The organism is Sediminibacterium sp. (genome assembly GCF_051861365.1).
In the GTDB taxonomy this organism is placed as follows: domain Bacteria; phylum Bacteroidota; class Bacteroidia; order Chitinophagales; family Chitinophagaceae; genus Sediminibacterium.
The window spans coordinates 54,892-72,071 of record NZ_JBHYCW010000018.1 but is presented as its reverse complement, the minus strand read 5'-3'; the positions used below and the strand labels follow the sequence as shown (position 1 = coordinate 72,071).

The window sequence follows — 17,180 nt, the reverse complement described above, 5'->3', positions numbered from 1 at the left end:
TTTGTGGTGGTGATCCAAATACCTTTGAGCAGCTTTTTGGGGCTAATCCTCCTTAATCTTCCGAACACCTGTGGTCGGGCGACCAACAACGGCTAAGTTCAATACATTCTCAAACTTCATCGCATTTCCAGTATTAGGGTTCGCCAACCCTTTTTCCCATTTTGATATCCGGTTGTTACTTGAAAGGCCAATCAGCTTTGCGAGTCACGTCTATGAAGGATAACTTTTGGAAAGTTTCTGAACTTTCCAAAAGTTGGCGCGCATTTTTTAGGGGGATAAAAAATACCCCCTAAAAAGCTACTCATTTATATTGGACTAAATTGAATCCCAGTACACCCGGAATTCTCAATCTCAGATTTAATTTTTTTACTAACGTAAAATCCGATTCCTCCCTCAACCCAACTCAATACCAATAAATCTTTATTACACTGATCTATTAAAGAAACTTTAGTAATCGAAAGGCGTTCTGGTAGTTGTATCTCTTTTATCAAAGAATCAAAATGCTTATAATCTTGTATTAAAACATCTTTGATTTTCTGTGAGCCCAAGCCTACAAGTTCTATTTTTGATTGAGCATAGTTAATGAACTCCATATCTGTGTCATACGCACATATGAGCCAATAGTTTATATGCGTAATTTCTTTCTCAATTACACTTAATGGAAAGAATTGAACTTTAGCATCATTTACACCTTCTAAAATTAGTTTGAGTCTATTACTAATTATCATTTGCCCAACTATTGCTGTTGATGCTCCTCCAATAACATCAGTTAACCTTGCATTTTTAGTTAAAATCGCATTAGGTGTTAGAACAGTTAAGGGATTATCAATTTTCTTCAAAAAAATATCTCTTGAAAATAACTGGCCATCAAGTATCTGAGGAAAAATTGCATCTTCAGTTTGAGAATTCACATTTCCAATTACTTTAGTATCAACAGATGGTGTTAGTTTGTAATACATACTAGAAAATTACATCATTAATTCTTGTACTTGATTGATTTGCAATTGCGTTTCGAATTGTATTAATCAAAGATTGCAATTCTGCAATTGCCTGTTGAGGAGTAATTGAGTTATTATATGCACTCATAATATTATCCATTTTAGCTCTAACTCTTGCTGAATATGCGGGATGAGAACCTTTATGAAAAACACCATCTAAAGCAATACCATTAACCGCTTTATTAAGATCGAAGCCTCCATTAGCGGCAGCTTGAATGAGGCTATGCCCATCCTCTCCTAAAGGTAAGATATGGTGTGCAATTAGTCCATCACCTTTTACTAAACCCAATTCTTTTCTCATTTTATACGAACTTCTAAGGTATTTCCATTTTGCCCCTACTTTAACCATAAATGGTGCTCCCGCAAACGAAGCTATTTTGGCTGCTGCAGGTATAGTTCCAACAAATGGAATTGCTTACACTAAAGAAGTTCCAGCTAAAGCATAATTGCCCTCTAGTGTATACCATCCAGCATTAACAAGATCAAAGATCTCACCTCCGACCGGAAATAATCCTCCTACATCAAGTGCAAAATGACCCCACTCTACTAATGCCCTTCTCATATTTTCCCACCAAGAATCGTTAGGGAATAAAATCTTCATTTGATGGTAAAATAATGATATGTATTGTGTAACAATATTATTTGGAAAACTTATGCTTGAGGGTAATTTAGCCGCTAAAACAGAATTGAATATTGCATCACTTTGATATTCAAAATACCCTGCTTCAAGCAAACCAATCGTCATTTGAGTAGCCCAAACTGACTCTGCACTATATTCTTCTTCGACTAAATACTCTGAGAGTTTCAATGCTTGCATTCCATTATCCTGCACCCAGTAGGTTTCATTTTCAGTTAAGGGAATATTTGCAATCAAATTTGCTACTGCACCTTGATAAATAGTCGGTCTTCCTTCAACTAAAGAAGACCAATATGCTTCCCAAGAGTTTTCAGACCAAGCACTAGGAATATTACCTAATACTACTTGCCCTCCTTCAGAGTATCCCCCGGTTGGCATTCCAAAACCTCCACCTATGTATCCCATCGAACCACCTAATCCAAACGGTGGCAGGTCACCACTACCGCCTCCACTATTGTTTTCACCAAGATTCCTAATCCCAACCACAGTTACAGCAGGTAAAGTTGTACAAGTGGAACGAATTTCAATAGTGTATACCCAATTATCACCATCATAAATTTCAAATATCGCAATTATCTTATCGCAAGGGGTTGGATGTGAATTTTTTTTGTACTGGATAGAATTTTGGGAAACCTTCTTTCTTGCAGGTTGAACTACTACATTTTTAAATTTGTACTCTCTAGTGCCAGAGTAACTAACACTATTCTTTTTAAATACTTTTCGATCAAAAAAAGCGAACATCGCCATATGGTGCTTAATATCTTGTTCTTTTTTTTGATCCAAGTTAGTAGTACTAAGTAGTTCTTTTTTATTGTAAACCTTATAAATGAATTCTGAATCGCTTTTCTTTTCAGCATAAATGTATGCAGTTACCTCCTTTGAAAAATTATTAGTCAACGGAACGAAGAAGACTCCGGTTTTAGTTTTATCTACCTTTTTTCTATTTTTAGATCCTTCGGTCGAGTTTGTCTTAAGAGAAATTTCACTCGCATCTATCTCGCTTTCCGAAGTTGACTAAAGTACATTACTCCAAGATGGAATACCATGTTTTTTTGAAACTTTGTCTAAAAAGAAATATTTACTTTCAGAACTTTTAATATTTGCTATAAGGAGATTTATTTCAGTATCCCGATAATCATAATTTGCAAAAAAATTTTTGCTAGAAACAGAACTTTCTAGCAAAGGAATTTCTCTTCTTTCAAATAGGTCTTTTTTACAACCAGTGATAAATAGTACGAGAACTAACAGGCATAGCTTTGCCATTTGCTTAATTTTCATAAACAGTTGTTTGATTAACGATGAAATAATTAATGATACGGGTAATATCGCTTAGTGCACCAAGGGGGATAATGATCCAAGCGTTAGCATTCAAAAGGGTGATGTAAAAAAAAGAATTTTTTAATATTTTCAAAATTAATTTTTAGCACCGAGATTCAAATTTCCCAACTATTTCTAACTCATTGAATCTCATATACTCAATACAAACATTCTTTAACAATTAAAACTGTCTGTATGAGTAAACAGCAACGACAAGATGTCTATACTATCGTCACTAGTCTTACTATTGAAGGATAACTTTTGGAAAGCTCCGAAAGTTTCAAAAAGTTGGCGCGCAGCAATTAAGATTAATACGAAAACTTAACCCCTAACAAAAAAGGAAGTTCACCGGATATATTTTTTCTGGATTCATCCCATATCTTACAGTCTATTTGCAGTAGGCGCATAGTAATAGCGAAAGATTTTCCGAGCTTGTACTGCATATTGAAATTGATCCCTACCCTTGCAGAATAGTTATTAAAAGTCTTACGTTCATAGGTTCCAGATGAATCAGTTACAAAGATGAGATTACCTTTCTCCACCTCTTTGAAATCAAGGTATTGGATATATGCACTTGGAAACAGATCTACACGTTTTCCAAGTTGAAAGATTCTTTCATAAAAAACACCCAATGCAGTGATTTGATGGGTAAGTTTCCCATATCGATTTAATGATACAGGACCGGCAACTGGTTGTTGCCAAAACATTCCGGATACCATGGTATTTTGATGAACCCTTGAAAACTGAAGCCCTATGATGCCATGCTTACCGATATCCGTTCCTATCTTTCCTTCAAACATGAATGGAGTGTTATTGATATTATTGGGATCAGTCGTTACCCTGTAACCACCAAAAGAAGGATTGATATACACTCTTTTTTCAGCAGTCTGTGCAAATATTGCATTGACAACACATAACCCTAAAAAAACGAGTACAATTTTCATAAACAACACACGCTAACCTTTATTGGTATAGATGTAATATTAAAGTTAATAAAATTTGAATAATAAGCCTCTTCGCAATTATTGGTCGCCTGACCCACCAACATCAATACTGCCCTGTTCCCAATAAAACCAAAGTACAAGCCTCCATGGCTTGAATCCCATTGGATGTTGCAAGTTCTTCTAACTCATCATTTTCTGTACCCGGATTGAAAATGATACGCTTGGGTTTCAGGGAAAATATATAATCATAATACTGTTGCTGCAGTTGCGGGTTGAGATAGAGTGTTACAGTATCAATGTCTTTTTCATCCGGTCTTTCTGTGGTAATGACAACATCCCCAACCGCACCTTTTTTATTTCCGATGGCCACCACCGGATGCCCATAGGCACGTAATTTATTCACCGCCAGATAACTATAGCGCGATGGATTCTCCGAAGCTCCTAATACCACTGTTTTCTTACTCATACTTGTTCTTTTTGATAATACCGATAGATCTTTCTCCAATAACGAATGGCCAATACATCAATCGTGAGAAAATAAATGGCTAGTACATACACCATATACGCTTTCCTGTCATCCAATGGTATCTTCAACATACCGAATGATGCCATGATAAAAAAGAAAACTCCTAAAATGATTCCTATCAACAAGTTGGTTCTAAAAAAACGGCTATCGGTATCATTTGCCTGTAAGAGATTTAATAAACAACTCACCAATTGCCAGATACCAATGATCATGAGTCCAAGTCCATGAACCAGGATCAACATATAGAAATCACTTTTTTTAAGTGCTTCCGGAAAAAAATACACAAAAGGCACCCATGACATGATCCATACTGCTGCCTGTCCGAAAATATCCGCCTTTTGTAAATAGAACCTTGCATACGATTCCTGTTTCTACTATTAAAGATACGACAACAGGTAAAGCATGTGATGGTTTAATTGGCTATGAGCCATGAGCTTCGAGCTGTGAGCAAATCGTATGATATTTGCACCCTAATAAAAAGCTCATGGCTCGCAGCTTTCTCATTGTAAAAAGGCTTCCGAAGTATTCAGATCCATTTACTGTTTGTAACTTTCAGGCATGAAGAAATTAGTTGTTTGTTTACTGATACTAGTGTTTGCTAGTGCTAAAGCACAAATCAAACCCTTTCGTTTTGCTTTTATTTCCGATACCCATATCGGCTCCCCGAATGGTAGTGCTGAAGAAGATTTGAGAAGAACCGTAGCCGATATCAATCAAATGACCGATATCGCATTTGTAGTACTCACCGGTGATATTACTGAGCTGGGCACCACCGAAGAAATTAAAATGGCCAAAGCCATATTAAGTGAATTGAAAGTGCCCTATTACATTATTCCCGGTAATCATGATACCGGATGGAGTGAAACCGGGGGCGTTGCTTTTACTCAGATATTCGGCTATGACAAATTCATTTTTGAGCACAACGGTATTACGTTCATCGGTTGTGCATCCGGACCCTATGTTCGTATGAGTGATGGACATATTCCACGTGATGCTGTGAATTGGCTGGATCAAGAACTCAAAAAACGAAGTAATGATCAACCCATTGTTTTCCTGAATCATTATCCATTGGATAATGGACTGGATAATTGGTATGAAGCCATTGACAGATTGAAACAAAAAAATACCATCGCAGCGCTTTGTGGTCATGGTCATGCCAATAAAGCCATGAACCTAGAAGGCATCCCTGCAGTGATGGGACGTTCGAATCTGAGAGCTAAAGCCGAGATCGGTGGATATAATCTGGTAGATGTACGTGCAGACTCCATGATCTTCTCAGAACGCAGACCCGGACTAGAAACACGCAGTCCGTGGACAGGTATTCGCATCCTTAAACATAATTATCAGGCGAGTCCGGCAAGCATGCGTCCATCCTATGCCGTGAATGATAGCTTCCCGAATGTGAAGGCGAAGTGGGTGTATCATTCCCCAGCCAATGTTATTTCAACACCGGCTACCGATGGTAAACTGGTATTCTTTGGAAACAGCATGGGTACCATAACAGCTGTGGATCTTGTATCGGGTAAAGAACAATGGCGTTTTCAAACACAAGGTTCTGTTTTTTCTTCTCCTGCCGTTATCGGCAAACAAGTAGTGGTAGGGTCTGGTGATGGTTGGGTTTACTGTTTGCAAACCCGAAATGGAAAACTCCTTTGGAAACATCCAACAGATGCAGCTGTATTAGGGTCTCCATTGATAGAAAATGATGTGGTGTACATCGGCTCCAGCGATCATCATTTCAGAGCATTGGATCTCTCAACGGGTAAAGAACGCTGGCGTTTTGGTGGATTGAATGGTCCGGTGATGAGTAAACCCGTCATTCAGGGTGATCAGATATTGTTTGGTGCATGGGACAGAAACCTTTATGCACTCAATAAACAGAACGGACAATTGATGTGGAAATGGAACAATGGGTTTAGTGTACTGAATTTCTCTCCCGCAGCCTGTATTCCGGTGATCAAGGATGATGTGGTGTATGTGGTGGCGCCGGATCGCTATATCAGTGCTATTGACCTTGCTACCGGAACTACCTTATGGAGAAACAATGAAGCTACGGTTAGAGAATCGATCGGTATTTCAGCAGATGGAAAATATGTGTATGGCAAAACCATGAATGATGTGATCGTGGCATTTCAGACCTCAAGAGATAAGCAGTCGGTTGCCTGGAAAGTCAATTGTGGCTTTGGTTACGAGCATGTTCCCTCCATGTTGATCGAAAAAGAACAAACGGTTGTTTTCGGAACAAAAAGTGGTAAGGTATATGCGATTGACCCCATCAAACAAGCAAAAAAATGGGTGTATAAGATCGACAATTCGATGGTGAATACGGTGAATATGATCAGCAGTAAACAGATCATTGCAGCAACGATGGATGGTAAAGTAACCTTACTCGAAGTCAAAGAATGACAATGTGTATAGCCCGTTAACATTTTTTGAAAGAACTAATACTTTGAATTCACAAATTATTTTCTAACTTTCCTATCTCATCATTTACAACAACAAACTATCCATCATGGCAAAAGCTAAAAAGAAAGCCGCTAAAAAACCTGCAGCGAAGAAAGCTCCTGCAAAAAAGGCTGTTAAGAAGGCCGCTAAGAAAGCTGTAAAAAAAGCCGCTAAGAAAAAAACACCTGCTAAAAAAGCTGCTCCTAAAAAGAAAGCCGCTGTTAAAAAAGCAGTGAAAAAAGCCGCTGCAAAAAAATCGGTTGCTAAGAAAAAAGTAGCCTCTAAAAAGAAGGTAGCTAAAAAAGCTGCTCCTAAAAAGAAAGCTGCCGTTAAAAAAGCAAAAGCTCCAGCAAAAAAGGCTGCACCTAAAAAAGTAGCTTCAAAAAAACCGGCTGCTAAGAAAAAAGCTGCTCCTAAAAAAGTAAGCAAACCTGCACCAGTTACGGCTCCTGCTCCGGCACCAGCCCCTGCTCCTGTTGAAACACCGGCAGCACCAAGCAATCCGGAAATTCCATTCAACGCTTAATCAGCGATTGAACCCAACTTTATAATGATCCTGTTACTGTTTTCGGTAACAGGATTTTTATTGCTGTTTTCTGAAGCCTCTCCTGTTTTTAAAATATCTTTATCAACATTCATTTTCTTCACCAAAACTTCTTTTCATGCGTACACTGCTTTGGGTTTGTTGTTGTTTGTTGTTTTTACAAACACAATCACAAACCACTTCTTCCAAAATTGCCGAGAAAACAAAAAACATGAAGCGGTATGATGGTTATTTCACTTATTGGTGGGATACCAATACCGGTAAAATATGGTTACTGGTAGATAAACTGAATCAGGAATTTTTGTATGTCAATTCATTGCCTGCCGGATTGGGATCCAATGATATTGGTCTTGATCGTGGGCAATTGGGCAGTACCCGAATTGTTATTTTCCATAAGATCGGGAAAAAATTATTGATGATTCAGCCCAACTATCGTTACAGGGCCAACTCATCAGACGAAAAAGAGAGAAAAGCAGTACAGGAATCATTTGCACAATCTGCCATTGCCGGATTTACGATTGATGAAGATGAAGGTGATAAAGTATTGGTAGATGCCACGTCTTTTTTTCTTAGGGATGCACACGGTATTGCCGATCGTATACGTGGTATGCGTCAGGGCTCTTATACATTCAATGAAGCCCGTTCTGCCATCTATCTTCCCAACACCCGTAATTTCCCGTTGAATAGCGAATTTGAAGCCATCATCACTTTTACCGGAGGTAGTGATGCAGGTAGATATGTGAATGCAGTAACTCCTTCTGCCGAAGCCATTACTGTACGTATGCACCATTCTTTTGTGCAATTACCGGACAATAATTATAAACCTCGCAAATACGATATCCGTAGCGGCTATTTTGGGATCAACTATTTCGATTTCAGTAGTCCATTCACAGAGCCGATTGAACAAATGTTTATTGCCCGTCATCGACTGGAAAAGAAAGATCCTAGCGCTGCTATCAGTGATCCTGTGGCGCCTATTGTTTATTATTTAGACAATGGTACCCCCGAGCCTATTCGCTCGGCATTATTGGAAGGCGGTCGTTGGTGGAATCAGGCTTTTGAAGCTGCAGGATATCGAAACGCATTCATTGTAAAAATTTTACCTGATGATGCAGACCCCATGGATATCCGTTATAACATGATCAATTGGGTACATCGTTCTACCAGAGGATGGAGTTATGGTGCTTCTGTAACCGATCCGCGTACCGGTGAGATTATTAAAGGACAAGTTACACTTGGTTCTTTACGTGTACGTCAGGACCATCTGATTTTTACCGGTCTATTGTCTCCTTATGAAACAGGCAAACCCGTTCCGGCCACCATGCGTGAAGCGGCCCTACAACGCTTACGCCAATTATCTGCACATGAAATTGGACATACACTTGGATTACAACATAATTATGCCTCTAGTTATAATGATCGCGGATCGGTGATGGATTATCCGCATCCCAACATCTTTGTAAACAGTAAAGGTGAGATTGATTTTTCGAAAGTGTATACCAATGAAATTGGTGAATGGGATAAGAGGGCCATTACTTATGGCTACCAAGATTTTCCGGATGGAACCAATGAAGACAAAGCGCTGAAGAATCTGTTGGAAGAAAATACCAAAAAAGGATTACTGTTTATTGCCGATGCCGATGCAAGAGCGGCAGGTGGACTACACCCTTATGCCCATTTATGGGACAATGGAAAAGATGTGACTGATGAATTGAAAAATGTTTTACAAGTTCGCCAAAAAGCATTGGATCAATTTTCAGAAAAAGTTATTCAGGAAGCAATGCCCATGTCTAGAATGGAAGATGTTTTGGTACCGGTATACAATTATCATCGTTATCAGATCGAAGCAGTCGTAAAACTGATTGGTGGTATGAATTACAGCTATAGTGTTCGTGGCGATACACAGCAGCAACCACAAATACTCGACAATGCCATTCAGCAAAAAGCACTGAAGGCCGCATTGGATTGTTTATCTCCTGACGTACTCACACTACCAGATCGTATCAGTCTGATGATTCCTCCTCGTCCACCTATGTATTACGGTGTGGGAGAAACTTTTGCTAAAAGAACAGGAATGAGTTTTGATCCCATGGCAGCTGCGGAAGCGTTGGCACATTTTGAATTGGGCTTTTTATTCAATGCAGAAAGAGCCAATCGATTGGAACAATTCAAAGCGCAGAAAGGAACCATGGGCTGGGGTGAAGTACTGGATGCCATCATCCAAAAAACATGGATGGCACCTAAACAAGAAGGCTTAAAAGGTCAGGTTCAGGCGCAAACGCAGCAGATTGTTTTGACATGGTTACTCGCTTTAAGTCAGCATAACAATGCCAATTATATGGTCAAGTCTATATGCTTCGATAGATTGAATAATCTGAAAGCATATGCCAAAAGACAAGCCGATTTGAATCCTATTACCTGGAGACCACATTATCTATACGCCGTTGAAAGAATCGAAAAACCGAAAGACATTGAACTCCCTCAACACGCAGAAATTGCACCGGGGGCGCCGATTGGGTGTGATGAGTGGTGAGTTTGTGATGAGTGAGTAGTCAATAATGAGCAGTGAGTATAAAGAAACAGAGCCGCTGAATAAATCAGCGGCTCTGTTTTTGAAACTAGACGTATACTATGTCTTATAGTTTTTTAGTTGGGAAATGGCGCACGGATTCATTCAGTTCAACAATTTTTCCTTTTGAAACTTTGATATCGTTGACCATCGCTAAAGAATCTGTTTTACCAGTTTTATCTGTTACAATTTCTGTGTACCATAAAGTTACCCACTCATCTTTTTTATCCTTAGAAATAACAGATTCAAAATCTCCCATTTTAACTTGTACAGCTTGAATAGAATTTCTTAAGTTGGTCATAGCAACTCTCAAACTGTCTTTCGATAATGTTTGATCCATGTAATCAGCACGCCATCTGACCGTATCTGCAAAATAGGAAAGACAATCTTCTACTTTGTTGTCTTCAAAAGCTTTTAAAGCATTCATCACAAGTAAGGTATTTTCCTTACTTCCGATATCCCAGTTATCAGGTTTTTCCAATGAATACGGGTATGTAACATCAGATGTTACTTCTTTTTTATCTTCTGCGTTTTTACAGCTAAAGATGATGGTTGCCATTACAGCAATGGTTAAGAGTTTTCTCATGTTGAAGGGTTTAGTTACAGTGATTAATTAGAAGGCAATAGAACAAAATACCCTTTTAACCCTATAAATGCAAGAAAAAAGCTTTTCCCTTCCGGAAAAAGCTTTCACTTCAAATATTATGATCTCGCTTATTATACGAGCATTCTTAATGGTTCTTCTAACAAGGACTTTAATGTTTGTAAGAAAGCGGCACCTGTTGCACCATCTACAGAACGGTGATCACAGCTCAAAGTCACTTTCATGATATTACCGGGTACTACTTGTCCGTTTTTAACCACAGGAACTTGTGAAATACCACCTACTGCTAAGATGCAAGAATCCGGCGGGTTGATGATGGCTGTGAATTGATCGATTCCATACATACCCAGATTAGAAATTGTGAACGTACTTCCTTCCCAGTCTGCTGGTTGTAATTTTTTATCTTTTGCTTTTTGTGCGTATTCTTTTACTTCAGCACCAATCTGACTCAATGATTTGGTGTCTGCGAAACGAACCACCGGTACCAATAAACCATCTTCCACCGCAACAGCTACACCAATATTGATATGATGGTTGTAACGAATGGTATCACCCAACCAACTGCTGTTTACTTTTGGATGTTGTTTCAATGCCAAAGCAGTTGCTTTCAATACCATATCATTGAAACTGATTTTCACAGGAGCCACTTCATTGATTTTGGCACGTGCTGCAACCGCTGCATCCATATCAATACTCATAGTCAGGTAAAAATGCGGAGCTGTAAACAAACTCTCGCTCAAACGACGTGCAATGGTTTTGCGCATTTGAGAAACCGGAACATCTTCGAAGCTAACTTGTCCGGCAGGTGCTGCTGCAATCGGTGTAGCAGACTTGGCTGCTTGAGGAGCAGGAGCGGCAGCCGCAGGAACGTATGCATCCACATCATTCTTGGTAATTCTACCATTGTCACCCGTTCCTTTTACATAACGGAGATCAATACCTTTTTCACCGGCTATTTTTTTAGCCAATGGCGATGCTAATATTCTTCCTTCATTTACTACAGTTTCACTTTGAACCTGAGGGGCTGCTACTGGTGTTGAAGCAGTAGCTGTAGCGGCAGGAGTTGGTGCTGCAGCAGCGGGAGCTGAGCCTCCGCTAGCTTTTACTGCTTGTACAATGGCATTTACATCCAACCCTTCTTTACCGATGATACAAAGCAGGTCATTCACCTGAATTTTTTCACCCGGCTGTGCACCTTGGTATAACAATACTCCATCCTTATAGCTTTCCAGTTCCATGGTGGCCTTATCTGTTTCGATATCTGCCAGCACTTCTCCTTTCTTTACAGTATCTCCTACTTTCTTATGCCAACCGGCTATCACTCCTTCAGTCATGGTATCACTTAAGCGAGGCATTAATACCACTTCTTCCATACTAGATATATCCATAGTTGGGGCAGATGAAGTAGCAACCTGTGCCGGAGCTGCTTCCGGTGCAGGTGCGGATACTGCAGCAGGAGCCGCATTTCCACCGGCATGTTGTGCCAATATTGTTGAAATATCTTCTCCGGCTTTACCAAATATAGCCAAGAGGTCATTGACTTGAAGCTTACCACCTTTAGGGGTTCCGATATGCAAAAGAATACCATCCTGGTAGCTTTCCAACTCCATGGTGGCTTTATCGGTTTCTATTTCTGCAAGAAGGTCTCCTTTCTTTACTGCATCACCCACATTTTTATGCCATGCGGCAATAACACCTTCGGTCATGGTATCACTCAGGCGGGGCATTAAAATCACTTCGGCCATATAGTTTCGATTGCGCTGTTTAAATGAGCCGTGAAATTAGGGGAAAATCGGGTAATTATTGACCCTGTGCCAGACTATAACCCTTTTTATCGCCCCAGGCATTTAACAGCTCGGTTGAACATATCTTAAAGTCTGTCGATAAACGCTTATACAATTCGAGAATATCTACCTGCGTCAATCCCACTTCTCCCACACTCTCAAAGCGACAACGGTATTGGTTGATCAGATTCGTAAATACTGATCCTTTAGGCCATACCTGCGTACCTCTGTTACTGATGGTTACCAATTTGAAAAGATCCAGCGTATGTTGTAAACACTTCTCGGCTACCAACTGTGGTTGTTCATTGCTTTCAATGAACATATCCACTCCCACAATTCTTTCTTCTGATTCTTCATTGCTTTCTAACATGGGATTTTTTTCCAGTTTGAAAACAGTCTGTGTTACCGGTAGATCCGAAAGAATAGGTTTAGGATTGTGTGCAGGCTGTTTTCCAAAATTAGCAATGATGGCATTGGCAAAAGTGGTGGTATCAGAAGAAGCAGTTCCCTTATCGCCAAAATCACCGGTATGAATGCCGCTCTCTAAAGTGAAGAGTAACGCATTTTCAATGTTAGCTGCACTTTCCATCAATCCCAGGTGTCGCAACATGCCAATACCGCTCAATAACAAAGCTGTGGGGTTGGCAATATTTTTTCCGGCAATATCCGGTGCTGTTCCATGTACGGCTTCAAAAATAGAAATATGGTCTCCGATATTGGCTGACGGCGCAAATCCAAGTCCACCCACCAATCCGGCACATAAATCACTCACGATATCTCCCTGTAAGTTGGTCAATACTACTACATCAAACAGATCGGGACGGCTCACCAATTTCATACACAGATCATCAACGATCACATCATCTGCTTTTAATTCGGGATAGTCTTTTGCGACTTCATAGAATACTTCCAGAAACAATCCGTCTGTAAGCTTCATGATATTGGCTTTGTGTCCGCACGTGATTCTTTTCGCTCCTTTTTTCTTAGCCATTTCAAACGCATACTTGATCACCTGCATGCTTCCCGGACGGGTAATGAATCTTCTGCTCAGTGCCACATCGTGAGTAAGCATGTGTTCAATACCACCATAGGTATCTTCAATGTTTTCACGAACAATCGTGATATCAATCGGTATACCTGCTTTGCTAAATACAGTATCTACACCATGTAAGGTTTGGAATGTGCGTTTATTGGCATAGGTATTCCAGGTTTTACGAGCGGTAACATTCACACTCTTTACACCCTTCCCTTTTGGTGTTTCCATCGGCCCTTTAAAAAGGATTCCCAATGACTCGATTGTTTGCTGTGCCTCGGGCGTCATACCATTGCTGTAGCCTTTGTCGAACACCCACTTACCCATATCAACAAAATCATATTCCAGCGGCACTTTTGCAGCGTTAAAAACCGACAAAACAGCATCCATGATTTCGGGACCAATTCCATCCCCCTTAGCTACGGCAATCTTTGTCATAATTCCTTTTTTGAAGTGCTGCGAAGGTAAGGGTTGGGAGGTATTTTTTGTGTTAAAAAAGTCCATAGTCCATAGTCGATGGACCATGGACTATGGACTATGGACCATCGACTTTTTTCCCTACTTTTACCTCAATCAAACGCTCCCACATGGTATCCAAAATTTCAGAAGGGGTTGAAATCAGTGTAGAGACTTTTTTCCAGTCTGATTACAGCAACCCGCTGAATGGAGAGTACATGTTTGCCTACCGCATTACCATTGAGAATCACAACAATTTTACCATCAAATTATTGCGCCGTCACTGGCATATTTTTGACAGCAATGGAGAGCATCGTGAAGTAGAAGGAGAGGGTGTAGTAGGCATCCAGCCCGTATTACGTCCGGGTGAGCATTACCAATATGTAAGCGGTTGCAACCTGAGAACAGAAATGGGTAGAATGCATGGCAGTTATCTCATGGAAAATCAGGATACCAAGGGTTTCTTTGATGTCAACATCCCTTCTTTTGACATGATCGTTCCCGCCAAAATGAACTGATCAGGGTTTGTATTTTGCTTCTTCAAAAATTTTCTTCGCAGGTGTGTCCATCAATTTCATCAAGTTCCGAGGATCTTTTTGCTTATTCATCCATTTTTTTACAATCTGCCATCCTACAAACTGACCAATAAAACCTGGTGAAGCCTGGCCCAAAGTAGGGGTATTGGGTGCATCACTCATATAATCACGTACCATTTCCGGGTCAATGATGTACAACAAATTATTTTGTATAAAAAAACTCCAGATACTCTTTTCATTCTCTAAACAACCCTCCAATTGTTTAGCGGTATATCCGGTTTTCAGGGTATCGGCTGTTTCAGGAAGCAAATGATCCAAGAGATACAATCTTTTGCCCGCTTCTATCATTTGTTCTACCAGCGGCTTATCAGCATAATTGGGTGGGTACAGATCATCGATGATATTCTTGATGGCATTGACAGGAATATAGGCTCTGTCAAATCTTCTAGATATATATTTCGGATACATCTGTTGCCCCTCCTCAGACTGATAAATCGTATGATTGCTCCCTAAATATAATTGCAAGCCAACGCCCAATCCATCAGGCGTAATGATACTACCATAACTATTTAGTGGACCAATAAATGTAATTACTTTTTCGGGTAGTTTATATTCTGGAAAGTAGTATTTAACGAATTGAAGTCCTTGTTGTATCTCGTTCAACTCACGGCTCATGTCTTTGAACTGTGGTTGAATTTCTTTGAATAAAGATTGATATGAACGAATAAAACTAGGGATATCTTGTCGTACAGCATCCGGACGTGTACCCATGATATTAAACAGAAAGTCCTGAGGAAAACCGCGGTATTCATTGGTGAGTTCCATCAATGATTCTTCGAGTTGTAAAGTATCGATGGTAAAAAAGGATTGTTCAAATCTTTGCAAACTCAAGGGTGCTTCAATTCCGGCAACATCGGGAATGAATTTTTTTTCACCACAAGCGAAAAGTATCCATAAACATGAAAATAAATACCATCGACGCATCATATCCTGAATTTTGACAAAGATGCTGATAAAACCATCAGCTACCTGCAAAGAATCCTGTGAAACCTATGTAAAAGTTACTGAACTTTGCACCTAACCAGTAGTAAAAGCTAGTATTCATGAAGATCAGCATTGCACAACAGAATTATCATATCGGAAATTTTGAAGAGAATACACGCAAGATCATTGCTGCGATTGAAGCAGCCAAGGCAGAAGGATCTGAACTGATCATCTTCAGTGAAATGAGTGTATGTGGCTATCCTGCCAGAGATTTTGTGGAGTTCAGCGATTTTATTGATAAGTGCTACCAAGCTGTCGATCAAATAAAAGCACATGCGGATACCATTGCAGTTTTAATTGGTTCGCCGGCTCATAATACCATACAAAAAGGTAAAGACCTCTTCAATGCTGCTTTCTTCCTCTATGAAAAAGAAATCAAAGCAGAGATACACAAGACATTATTACCTACCTACGATGTATTTGACGAATACCGGTATTTCGAACCTGCCTACGAATGGAAAATCGTTCCTTACAAAGGAAAAAAATTAGCGATCACCATTTGTGAAGACATCTGGAACTTAGGCGACAACCCATTGTACAGAATTTGTCCAATGGATCAATTGATGGATCAACAACCGGATGTGATGCTGAATATTAGCGCCTCTCCTTTTGACTATACCCATGATGAAGACCGAAAATCTGTGATCAAGGCCAATGTGCAGAAGTATAAAATCCCGATGTTTTATTGTAACTCAGTGGGCAGTCAGACAGAAATTATTTTTGATGGTGCTTCATTGGTATTTGATAAAGATGCTAATCTGTGCGGAGCTTTACCTATGTTTCAGGAAGCCATGTCAACCTGGGAACTGAATGATGATGGTAGTATCAATGCTGCGATTTTGGAGCCTGCCAGTCGCGTACCCGATAAAGAACTCAACCCCGCTACTTTAGAACCCGAGTTGAACATTGCACAAGTATATGACGCATTGATTATGGGTATCCGTGATTATTTTACAAAGATGGGGTTCAGTAAAGCGATCCTTGGATCTTCCGGAGGTATTGATTCAGCAGTAACATTGGCGATTACTTGTGATGCATTGGGAAAAGAGAATGTTCGTGCAATACTTATGCCTTCACCTTATTCTACGGATCATTCAGTGAATGATGCTGTTCAATTAAGTAAGAATTTGGGTAATCCTTATGATATCATTCGTATTGATGAAGTATATGAGTCATTTTTACAAACATTAAAACCTGTTTTCAATGACTTACCATTTTCTTTAGCGGAAGAAAATATACAAAGCAGAAGCAGGGGAAATTTATTAATGGCTATCGCGAATAAGTTTGGATATATCTTACTCAATACTTCCAATAAAAGTGAACTGGCTACCGGATATGGAACTTTGTATGGAGATATGGCGGGTGGTTTAGGTGTATTGGGAGACTGCTATAAACTACAAGTCTATGCGCTGGCTCAATACATCAATCGTGAAAAAGAGATCATTCCTTCGAATATCATCACAAAAGCCCCCAGCGCAGAATTAAGACCGAATCAAAAAGACAGTGATAGTTTACCGGATTATACGGTGTTGGATCAGATACTTTACCAATACATTGAAAAACGAAAAGGTCCGGCTGAAATCAAAGCCATGGGATATGATGTAGCATTGGTAGACGGAACACTGAAGATGGTCAACAACAATGAATACAAACGCAATCAGTTTTGTCCGATTATTCGCATTTCTCCCAAGGCTTTTGGGGTGGGTAGACGGGTACCTATTGTGGGGAAGTATTTGAATTAAT

The 17,180-nt window shown here is 39.7% G+C and carries 17 protein-coding genes; 5 read left to right on the top strand and 12 right to left on the bottom strand.

Annotation, left to right across the window (positions count from 1 at the left end; translation table 11 throughout):
• Positions 1 to 42: 42 nt before the first annotated feature.
• The 8 genes from ACTIEV_RS09875 to ACTIEV_RS09840 all read right to left on the bottom strand — a co-directional run bounded on the left by ACTIEV_RS09875 (position 43) and on the right by ACTIEV_RS09840 (position 4,724).
• The gene (locus tag ACTIEV_RS09875; protein WP_439516408.1) at positions 43 to 192 is read right to left on the bottom strand and encodes a hypothetical protein; all 150 of its coding nucleotides are present in this window, start codon (positions 190 to 192) and stop codon (positions 43 to 45) included.
• A 113-nt stretch (positions 193 to 305) separates the two neighbouring features.
• Entirely contained in the window at positions 306 to 959 is a 654-nt protein-coding gene (locus ACTIEV_RS09870) for an imm11 family protein (RefSeq protein ID WP_322196130.1), read from the bottom strand.
• A 1-nt stretch (position 960) separates the two neighbouring features.
• A complete protein-coding gene (locus tag ACTIEV_RS09865) occupies positions 961 to 1,299 on the bottom strand; it encodes an AHH domain-containing protein (RefSeq protein WP_322196131.1) in 339 nt (112 codons plus the stop codon).
• Between the two features lie 114 nt (positions 1,300 to 1,413).
• Positions 1,414 to 2,532: a hypothetical protein gene (locus ACTIEV_RS09860; protein ID WP_322196132.1), complete on the bottom strand. Its 1,119-nt coding sequence runs from the start codon at positions 2,530 to 2,532 to the stop codon at positions 1,414 to 1,416.
• 117 nt (positions 2,533 to 2,649) lie between these two features.
• Positions 2,650 to 2,913, bottom strand: coding sequence for a hypothetical protein (locus tag ACTIEV_RS09855; RefSeq protein ID WP_322196133.1), 264 nt, complete (start codon positions 2,911 to 2,913; stop codon positions 2,650 to 2,652).
• A gap of 347 nt (positions 2,914 to 3,260) precedes the next feature.
• On the bottom strand, positions 3,261 to 3,896 hold the full coding sequence (locus tag ACTIEV_RS09850) for a hypothetical protein (RefSeq protein ID WP_322196134.1): 636 nt from the start codon (positions 3,894 to 3,896) through the stop codon (positions 3,261 to 3,263).
• A gap of 103 nt (positions 3,897 to 3,999) precedes the next feature.
• Positions 4,000 to 4,362 (bottom strand): CoA-binding protein, encoded by a 363-nt coding sequence (locus tag ACTIEV_RS09845; RefSeq protein ID WP_322196135.1) that lies wholly within the window; start codon positions 4,360 to 4,362, stop codon positions 4,000 to 4,002.
• A complete protein-coding gene (locus tag ACTIEV_RS09840; RefSeq protein ID WP_439516407.1) occupies positions 4,359 to 4,724 on the bottom strand; it encodes a hypothetical protein in 366 nt (121 codons plus the stop codon). Before ACTIEV_RS09840 ends, ACTIEV_RS09845 begins: the two co-directional genes overlap by 4 nt.
• A 256-nt stretch (positions 4,725 to 4,980) precedes the next feature.
• Between ACTIEV_RS09840 and ACTIEV_RS09835 the strand changes: the two genes are divergently transcribed.
• The 3 genes from ACTIEV_RS09835 (at position 4,981) to ACTIEV_RS09825 (ending at position 9,944) form a co-directional block, all read left to right on the top strand.
• Positions 4,981 to 6,828, top strand: a complete 1,848-nt coding sequence (locus tag ACTIEV_RS09835) for an outer membrane protein assembly factor BamB family protein (RefSeq protein ID WP_322196137.1) — start codon at positions 4,981 to 4,983, stop codon at positions 6,826 to 6,828.
• Between the two features lie 106 nt (positions 6,829 to 6,934).
• Positions 6,935 to 7,393 (top strand): hypothetical protein, encoded by a 459-nt coding sequence (locus ACTIEV_RS09830; RefSeq protein ID WP_322196138.1) that lies wholly within the window; start codon positions 6,935 to 6,937, stop codon positions 7,391 to 7,393.
• Between the two features lie 136 nt (positions 7,394 to 7,529).
• Positions 7,530 to 9,944, top strand: coding sequence for a zinc-dependent metalloprotease (locus tag ACTIEV_RS09825; protein WP_322196139.1), 2,415 nt, complete (start codon positions 7,530 to 7,532; stop codon positions 9,942 to 9,944).
• 103 nt (positions 9,945 to 10,047) lie between these two features.
• Here ACTIEV_RS09825 and ACTIEV_RS09820 read toward each other — a convergent pair whose 3' ends face one another.
• The 3 genes from ACTIEV_RS09820 to ACTIEV_RS09810 form a co-directional block, all read right to left on the bottom strand.
• A complete protein-coding gene (locus ACTIEV_RS09820) occupies positions 10,048 to 10,566 on the bottom strand; it encodes a hypothetical protein (protein ID WP_322196140.1) in 519 nt (172 codons plus the stop codon).
• 131 nt (positions 10,567 to 10,697) lie between these two features.
• On the bottom strand, positions 10,698 to 12,329 hold the full coding sequence (locus tag ACTIEV_RS09815; RefSeq protein ID WP_322196141.1) for a pyruvate dehydrogenase complex dihydrolipoamide acetyltransferase: 1,632 nt from the start codon (positions 12,327 to 12,329) through the stop codon (positions 10,698 to 10,700).
• A gap of 55 nt (positions 12,330 to 12,384) precedes the next feature.
• Positions 12,385 to 13,839, bottom strand: a complete 1,455-nt coding sequence (locus tag ACTIEV_RS09810; protein WP_322196142.1) for an NADP-dependent isocitrate dehydrogenase — start codon at positions 13,837 to 13,839, stop codon at positions 12,385 to 12,387.
• 149 nt (positions 13,840 to 13,988) lie between these two features.
• Here ACTIEV_RS09810 and apaG point away from each other — a divergent pair, with 149 nt between their 5' ends.
• On the top strand, positions 13,989 to 14,375 hold the full coding sequence (apaG, locus tag ACTIEV_RS09805) for a Co2+/Mg2+ efflux protein ApaG (RefSeq protein WP_178888123.1): 387 nt from the start codon (positions 13,989 to 13,991) through the stop codon (positions 14,373 to 14,375).
• On the opposite strand, the gene ACTIEV_RS09800 is transcribed toward apaG, so the two are convergent.
• Positions 14,376 to 15,380: a hypothetical protein gene (locus ACTIEV_RS09800; protein WP_322196143.1), complete on the bottom strand. Its 1,005-nt coding sequence runs from the start codon at positions 15,378 to 15,380 to the stop codon at positions 14,376 to 14,378.
• A gap of 116 nt (positions 15,381 to 15,496) precedes the next feature.
• Between ACTIEV_RS09800 and ACTIEV_RS09795 the strand changes: the two genes are divergently transcribed.
• Positions 15,497 to 17,179: an NAD+ synthase gene (locus ACTIEV_RS09795; RefSeq protein ID WP_322196144.1), complete on the top strand. Its 1,683-nt coding sequence runs from the start codon at positions 15,497 to 15,499 to the stop codon at positions 17,177 to 17,179.
• Position 17,180: the final 1 nt, after the last annotated feature.